The organism is Gammaproteobacteria bacterium (assembly GCA_013696315.1).
In the GTDB taxonomy this organism is placed as follows: domain Bacteria; phylum Pseudomonadota; class Gammaproteobacteria; order JACCYU01; family JACCYU01; genus JACCYU01.
On sequence record JACCYU010000182.1, the window covers coordinates 1 to 4376 of the forward strand.

The window sequence follows — 4376 nt, forward strand, 5'->3', positions numbered from 1 at the left end:
GTGCAGCAGGATCTGCCGCACCCGCTCTCCCAATCGATGTGATGGTTCTTTAAACGGTTCGTCCTGCCAGCGGCCGCGTCGCAAATGCTTAAGCGGTCCGAAATCGCGGGGCGTTTCCTTGCCCAGCCGCTTCTCTCGTTCAGATTCCTGTCCGGGCTTCGATGGTCTTTGCCCAGTGCCTGATGTTTCGGACACAGGCTCTGATGGTTTCTGCTCGAAGTCTTGTTCGTCCAGAAACTCGATCTCGGCCTGAAAATCGATGCGCGCCTTGCGTACCAGATTAGCCAGACTCGGAAACTCGTAGTCGGGATCCTGTTCGGCGTCGATAATCACAATTACCTTGACTCGGCGCCGGATCAGCTCGTAGGCGCCCAGGTTCTCGAAATGACCGCCGTCGGTTACATGCCAGTAGCGGCGATGCGTGCCGCGAAAGCGCGCAAGAAATTCTGCCAGTAAGGCACGCTGCACGCCGAAGAGCGGAACGGACGCCAAGCGCATTCTCGCTCTTTCGCAATCACTTCCGCCTCGTTTGTACATTTCCGTGACGCCCGAATCCCACCAGTAACCCAGGCGTACGTTGCCCATGCCCGCCAGCAGGCTCAGCCCGAGATTGGTGCGGTAACCAAGCCCGGTCGTAAATGCCGCGCCTGAGATAGCCGTCCAGCTTCCGAGCGACAGCGATTCACCTTTGAATTCGGTCTTTTTTTGCTCTGTAGCGAAGACGCTGAACGTCCCCTCCGAGGGCTGAGGTGTAATTGTTACTTTCGCGGCGTATTCCGAAACTTCTTTTTTCCAATCAAACTGCGCGTGATGGTGTGCGGCGACGCTGATTCCCGCCGGACCCAAAGCCATACCGACCCCCTTGCGGTCTTGATTCTCGGTATTCGTGCGCTCGTCTCGGGTCTCGTTGATGGTCACGTTGATGAGGTGCAGCGGCATTCCGACTTTAGCGAAGTTTTCACGTTTCCAGTAATCCTGCGGACAAATGTCGTCATCTGGGTGCACGTTGGTCAGTTTGGCCCCATTCCCCGCACGCGCCGGGTTCGAGGCGCCGAGATAAGCGCGTGTAAGACGCGCCGCATATAAGGCATGATGCGAGGAATTGTTGACGAAAACCCGTGCCATCCCGAACAGGACGGATAGAATCAGCGCGGCCATAAGCGTCGCGATGGTGGGATGCAAATCTCGTTCTGAAGCACCAGGCAATGCGGCTCCGTTTGCGGGGGCCCTAGCCGTGGTTGCTTCAATGTCCGGACAACCAGTTTGTTGATCGCTCGATAGACAGCTCCGGCCGATAGTATCTGCCAGCCGCTCTAATGCGCGGACCCCAGCCGGTAGATCCGCTACCGGGGTGGGAGACACCAATCCCTTGGGTGCGTCCTGCGGAAGTGTAAAATCCCAGGCTATCGCATGAGATACGACGTTAACTGTCGTTAGCGCAATGGTGGCAACAACGAGTCCTGCGGCGAGGAACAGTGCGCCCGTGAAACCGCCCAGACGCTCGCCATTGACCTGGCCGCCGAAGAGCTTGGCGAGGCGACGGGCGCCGGCAACGAGCGCCGCGAGGCCGCCATAGAGCGCCGTGAGCCACGGCCATACCCCATCGCCGGATCTGGCAAGGACGGTGTAGACGGTCTGGCCGAGCGTATCGATGATGACGAAAGCGGCGACCAACAGCAACGCCACGATCGCGTATTTCAGCGCCCGGGAGATCCGGTTACGGGCTGCGTCGTTACGGACTTCTTTTCGTTGATGTTGCCCGTCTTCAGGAAAGACTGTGAGAAGGATATACGAAAGCAGCAAAATCACGGCAGCACCAAAGGCTACCCACCCTGCCACCCCGCTTTCCACCATAAAAGACGCACGCGCCGCCAGGATCATTGCGATAAAAAGTAACAGCAACATCGCAACGGGTATTCTCCGCAGAACAGCCCCGCTGGCGATTAACGCCAACCCACCGCAGCCGCATATCACGGCACCGAACACGCCTAACCCGGTGTTCCAGCCAGCAAAATAGGCGCCACCACCAATCGCCGTTAGCGATGCAAGAGTAAGCACTAGCGCGGAGAAACCCGGAAAATACAGCGCCAACCCTACGAAGACAGAGAGAATCACCCCCAAGACAAAAGCTTTAAGATGCTCGTCGAACATCCAGCCCACCGACATCGTGATAGCTATCAACAACAAGCCAGCCGCGAGCGCTGAACAAACTCGCTTAGTTCGCCGATCAGCATTACGACCGGTTACGCTATCCGCCAGCACCCAGTAAGCCCATCCAAACGGGATCGACCACACTATAAATATGATAGGAATCAGCCAGCCGTAAGGGCTCCACCAAAAGAATGGTGTCGCCTCACGGCAGATAGCAGGTCAGGCAGCTATAGGACTCGATGGCCGGGGCCCAGCTCGGAGGTTGGCCTTCCCTCAACCCGTTCTCCAGCGCAGCACGGATCAGCTGTGTGCCCAGAAACGCCGCCAAAAAGAAGGTGAAAAGCACGACATGAATAGCGAACCAGTTACGTATGAATACTGCGAAACCCAGCAGCACGTCGCCACTGCCTTGGGGCGCCAGATATCGACCATTGCGGCGCAAAGCTTCAATAGGATCGATTTCAGCTCGTCCTAAAGCCTCCTTTCTTCGTTCTTGTCTTTTTTGGTCGATGACTGGAGGACTGAGCAATTCCTCAACAAGAGCCGGTGCGTCTTTCACGGCCGTCGCGTTATCGGACTTAGCGAATCGCGTGTAGAGACGCCCCAGAAACGCCCCGAAATACCCGCCGCCAGAGACCGTCGAAAGATAATCGATGCGGCGCAGCAGCTTCAGATGTGCCAGCCCCTGGAAGACACCGAGGCAAAAGGTCGCACTGCGGATGCCGCCGCCCGACAGGGCAAAACCGATCGACCTTAGCTCTTCCTCTTTTCCTTCTGCTATCTTTTCACCGATGCATCCACGCCGGTCTTTGAGATAGCCCTCCTCGGCGTCCCGGAACTCCTTCGGATAAACTTCAAACAACGCTGAATTTTGATCGGCATTTTTCGAATTTTTTGACTGGTCGTCGTGATTGTTCACCCGACTCTTCCTGATAGCCCAAAGCCAGATAAAGCCAGCCAATGCGACAAGCGACAAAATTCTTAAAGCCTTCCTGATCCAGAAGGATTTCATGGTATAAGCGTCTAAAACCTGGTTAGCTTGCCGAAGAACCGCAACGCCACTTCAATTCGAGCAAATTATTCAGCCCGAACCAATTCGGTCGGATACTACAGAAAAGGAGGCGCCGTGGGTATTGACAGACTCATGCTCATCGCGGTAATCGTTTCGGTCACAAATGGTTGTTCGACATTCAGGCCATTCTCCATCGACGAGGCACCGCCAACTAGCCTCAGTCTCGATGCAGAACAACGGCTGCTGCTGGTGACCGACAAAGCTTCTGTAATTGACTGTGGCTCGAAAGCCTGCGGAGCTGACGATGGGTTAGACCCTTGTCTAGCTGACGGTAGTTCGAACACCTATACGAGACGAGTGGTGTGCGCCGAACCAAGTCCCGACGCGCTAGCCGGGCTGACGGCGTCGGGCGTGCTGGACGCCGAAGTAATGGATCAGGGAAAAGCAACCGGTAAATTAAGTATGGCCGAAGCGATTGAGCAAATTAGTCAGCGAACCGTTACTGTTCAGCTACTTCGCGATGCACTTTACAGGGCATGCGAGGCCTGGATGAATGGCGCGATCGGAAAGTCCGAATATCAGCAGGTCATACACAGTTATGACGACATGGTGGTCGCTTTGCTTGCGGTCGAAGGCTTGACCCAGAAATTATCGGCAATCGACTCCACCGGCAAAGCAGCGGATCAAGACATCGCTTCGAATAACTGGGCGATCGTCCGCGCGGTTAGGTATATAACGATCAGCTATCTACGTCGTAACATGAATCACTCGCAGAACCACGCGGAGAAGAACTGCAGAAAAAAAGTCTATGAGCGAAAAGACAATGATTGCAAGAGTCAAAATGTTGCCCGACCTCAAAGGCAAGGAAGCTCTGAATAATTCCGGCCCTTTATATTCATTTTGGTCAGGCTCTGGAACTCTCTCAACACAGCATAAGCCAATAGCGCTAGGGAACCTCTGAACAAGAGACGCAAGCGAGTGGATTTAGTGCGGCAAGATCAGGGTGATCATCATTTCGGTGTGCAGGCCTGCTTGAGCAGGCATTCAGTAGGTCATGGGTGCGGCTTTACGTTATTTTTTCCGCTCAGCCAGCGCAAACAAGGTAAAGGCTTGTGCAAGATTTTTCGCCAAGCCACGATAACGAACCTTGCCATGGCCCCACAGATGCTTAACAACATGGAAAGCGTGCTCGACGCTGGCGCGCACCTTGGAG

4 protein-coding genes are annotated in these 4376 nt (G+C 55.2%); 1 reads left to right on the top strand and 3 read right to left on the bottom strand.

What is annotated here, in order from left to right; translation table 11 throughout:
- A partial coding sequence (locus H0V34_10670; protein ID MBA2492129.1) for a hypothetical protein occupies positions 1–2166 on the bottom strand: 2166 nt, incomplete at its 3' end.
- Positions 2167–2353: 187 nt separating this feature from the next.
- Positions 2354–3163, bottom strand: coding sequence for a patatin-like phospholipase family protein (locus H0V34_10675; protein ID MBA2492130.1), 810 nt, complete (start codon positions 3161–3163; stop codon positions 2354–2356).
- Positions 3164–3277: 114 nt separating this feature from the next.
- Between H0V34_10675 and H0V34_10680 the strand changes: the two genes are divergently transcribed.
- Entirely contained in the window at positions 3278–4042 is a 765-nt protein-coding gene (locus tag H0V34_10680) for a hypothetical protein (protein ID MBA2492131.1), read from the top strand.
- A 192-nt stretch (positions 4043–4234) separates the two neighbouring features.
- Here the strand turns inward: H0V34_10680 and H0V34_10685 are convergent.
- A partial coding sequence (locus H0V34_10685; protein MBA2492132.1) for a transposase occupies positions 4235–4376 on the bottom strand: 142 nt, incomplete at its 5' end.

What these genes read in the sequence shown, in the direction of transcription:
- H0V34_10675 (MBA2492130.1), bottom strand. Translation starts at nt 3,163, where the DNA reads ATGAAATCCTTCTGGATCAGGAAGGCTTTAAGAATTTTGTCGCTTGTC.